Raw genomic sequence first — 3232 nt, forward strand, 5'->3', positions numbered from 1 at the left:
CCCGGTCGATGGCTCGGGACATGTTCCCGCACGGCATTCGCTGCAATGCCATCGCCCCGGGCTACTTCCATACCGAGATGGTGTCCGGCTACTTCGACACCGATGCCGGCAAGGCCGATATCGCCCTGCATCCGATGAAGCGTCTGGGCCGCGTCGAAGAACTGGACGGAGCGTTGCTGCTGCTCGCGAGCGACGCATCGGCCTACATCAATGGCGCCATTCTGAGTGTCGATGGTGGCCAGGTCATCCAGCTTCACTGAGCGCACGACATGACCGAACAGAAAGCAACGAACGTTATCTGGCATGACGGCGAAGTGACCCGCGCCGATCGCGGCCAGCTTTTGAAGCAGAAGGGCGCAACGATCTGGTTCACCGGCTTGTCCGGCAGTGGCAAGAGCACCGTGGCCGTGGCCCTGGAGACAGCACTGCATCGCCTCGGTCATCTTGCCTATCGCCTCGATGGCGACAACATCCGCCTCGGTATCAACAAGAATCTCGGCTTCACCGCGGAAGACCGCACCGAGAACATCCGCCGCATCGGTGAGATCGCCAAGCTGTTCGTCGACGCCGGCGTGATCGTGCTGTCGAGCTTCATCAGCCCTTACCGCGCGGATCGCGAAGTGGTGCGCAAGCTGCACGCGGCCAGCGACCTGGATTTCATCGAAGTGCATGTCGACGTGCCGCTGGCCGAAGCCGAGAAGCGCGATCCGAAGGGTCTCTACAAGAAGGCCAGAGCAGGTGAGATCAAGAACTTCACCGGCATCAGCGATCCCTACGAGGCACCGGAGGCGCCGGAGCTGGTGCTGCCGACGCACGAGCTGAGCCTGGAACAGGAAGTCGAGGCGGTGCTGGTGCTGCTGAAGGCGCGCGGCATCCTGCAGGGCTGAGCCTGGGCCGTCTGCCGATTGCACCCCACGAATACGAATCGAGAACCGACATGATCAAGCCCCATGGCTCCGACACCCTGAATCCGCTGTACGTTGCCGACGACGCCAAGCGCGTCGCGCTGCTGAAGGAAGCCGAATCGCTGCCGAGCCTGCTGCTCAATTCCGCCGCTGCCGCCAACGCGGTGATGCTCGGTGCCGGCTACTTCAATCCGCTGACCGGCTACATGACGCTCGCCGATGCGCTGAGCGTCTGCGACTCCCTCAAGACCAGTTCTGGCCTGTTCTGGCCAGTGCCGATCCTCAACGTCACCAAGGAGAGCGGCGTCAAGAAGGGCAAGCTCGCGCTGCGCGATCCGAACGTCGAAGGCAACCCGGTGCTGGCGATCATGGACGTGCAGGGCGTCGAGCCGGTCAGCGCCGAGCAGCTCAGCGCGATGGCGCTGCAGATCTTCGGCAACGTCGATCCCCAACATCCGGGTGTGGCCACCTTCACGGGGCTTGGCAATACCGTGCTCAGCGGGCCGATCCAGGTGTTGAGCTACAGCTACTTCGAGGAAGAGTTTCCGGGCACGTTCCGCACCGCCGTCGAGATTCGCGACGAGATTGCCAAGCGCGGCTGGAAGAAAGTGGTTGCCTTCCAGACCCGCAACCCGATGCATCGTGCACACGAAGAACTTTGCCGCATGGCCAAAGAGCGTCTGAATGCGGATGGCATCGTCATCCACATGCTGCTCGGCAAGCTCAAGGACGGCGATATCCCGGCCGACGTGCGCGATGCCTGCATCCGCACGATGGTCGAGCATTACTTCGAGCCGAACACGGTGATGATCACCGGCTACGGTTTCGACATGCTCTATGCCGGCCCCCGCGAGGCCGTGCTGCACGCAGTGTTTCGCCAGAACATGGGCACCGACTACCTGATCGTCGGCCGCGATCACGCGGGCGTCGGCGATTACTACGGCCCGTTCGATGCGCAGACGATCTTCGACGACAAGGTTCCCGAAGGCGCGCTGAAGATTCAGATCTTCCGCGCTGACAACACTGCCTTCAGCAAGAAGCTCGGCCGCGTGGTGATGATGCGCGAAGCGCCGGATCACGTGCCGGATGACTTCATCGCGCTGTCCGGCACCAAGGTCCGCGCCATGCTCGGCGCCGGCATCGCACCGCCGCAGGAGTTCTCGCGGCCGGAAGTGGCCAAGGTGCTGATGGAGTACTACCAGATCGCCGACGCCGCGAAGGCTTGAGCCTGACATGAGCGACGGCATCCGTTTCATCGATGTCTTCAACGGCGATGCCGACGGCATCTGCGCGCTGACGCAGCTGCATCTCGATCAGCCGCGTGAAGCGAGACTGATTACCGGCGTGAAGCGCGACATCGAGCTGCTGGAGCAGGTCGACGCCAGACCCGGTGACCGGATCACCGTGCTCGACGTATCGCTCGACAAAAACCGCGACGCGCTCAAGCGCGCGCTCGCCGCCGGTGCCGAGGTCTTGTATGTCGACCATCACTACGCTGGCGAGATCCCGCAGAACGAGCACCTGACTGCTCTCATCAACGAGGCACCGGATGTCTGCACCAGCCTGCTGGTCAACGGCCATCTGAACAATCGACATCTGGCCTGGGCCGTGGTCGGCGCCTTTGGCGACAACCTCAAGGCCAGTGCCGAGCGCATGGCACAGCCTCTTGGAATCAGCGAGTCGCAGGTCCGTCAGCTCGAAGACCTCGGCACTTACATGAACTACAACGGCTACGGCGAGCGCATCGAGGATCTGCACTTCACGCCAGAGACCTTGTTCCGTCTGGTCAGCGTGCACGCCTCGCCATTTGGATTCATCGCCGATGGCCACGAGCATTTCCAGAAGCTCGCCGATGGTTATGCCACCGACATGGGCCTCGCCGCATCGACGAAACCGCTGCCGGCATCGAGCGATCGTGCCGCGCTGTTCGTGTTGCCCGACGAGCCCTGGGCGCGTCGCGTCAGCGGCGTCTATAGCAACGACCTGACCAATCTGCATCCCGATCGTGCCCACGCGGTGCTGACCGAGAAGTCGAACGGCAGCTATCTGGTCAGCGTGCGGGCACCGCTGAACCGCAAGAAAGGCGCGGACGAGTTGTGCCGACAGTTCGCCACCGGCGGTGGCCGTGCGGCTGCTGCAGGCATCAACGATCTGCCGCTCGATCAGCTCGCGGAGTTCACCAAACGCTTCACCTTGCAGTACGGCGCCTGAGCGCGCCCTCTTTCCATCCTGCCAACGGAAATACATCAATCATGGGTTTTGAAGCACTGGGTCCGGGCGAAAAGGCCCCGAACGAGTTCTACGTCGTCATCGAAATCCCGGCCTAT

Annotated in this window: 4 protein-coding genes; all 4 read left to right on the forward strand. The window is 62.7% G+C overall.

The genetic code is table 11. The features are described 5' to 3' along the window. A partial coding sequence (locus Q0D45_RS21340) for an SDR family oxidoreductase (RefSeq protein ID WP_293397880.1) occupies positions 1 to 260 on the forward strand: 260 nt, incomplete at its 5' end. A gap of 9 nt (positions 261 to 269) precedes the next feature. After that, complete coding sequence (gene cysC / locus Q0D45_RS21345) at positions 270 to 887, forward strand: adenylyl-sulfate kinase (RefSeq protein ID WP_293397882.1); 618 nt, start codon at positions 270 to 272, stop codon at positions 885 to 887. A 50-nt stretch (positions 888 to 937) separates the two neighbouring features. Further along, positions 938 to 2131 carry a sulfate adenylyltransferase gene (gene sat / locus Q0D45_RS21350; RefSeq protein WP_293397884.1) on the forward strand — a complete coding sequence of 398 codons (1194 nt, stop codon included), beginning with the start codon at positions 938 to 940 and terminating at the stop codon, positions 2129 to 2131. 7 nt (positions 2132 to 2138) lie between these two features. Next, positions 2139 to 3116 carry a DHH family phosphoesterase gene (locus Q0D45_RS21355; protein WP_293397886.1) on the forward strand — a complete coding sequence of 326 codons (978 nt, stop codon included), beginning with the start codon at positions 2139 to 2141 and terminating at the stop codon, positions 3114 to 3116. Positions 3117 to 3232 lie beyond the last annotated feature (116 nt).

It is taken from the genome of Nevskia sp. (genome assembly GCF_023266035.1).
Taxonomy (GTDB): domain Bacteria; phylum Pseudomonadota; class Gammaproteobacteria; order Nevskiales; family Nevskiaceae; genus Nevskia.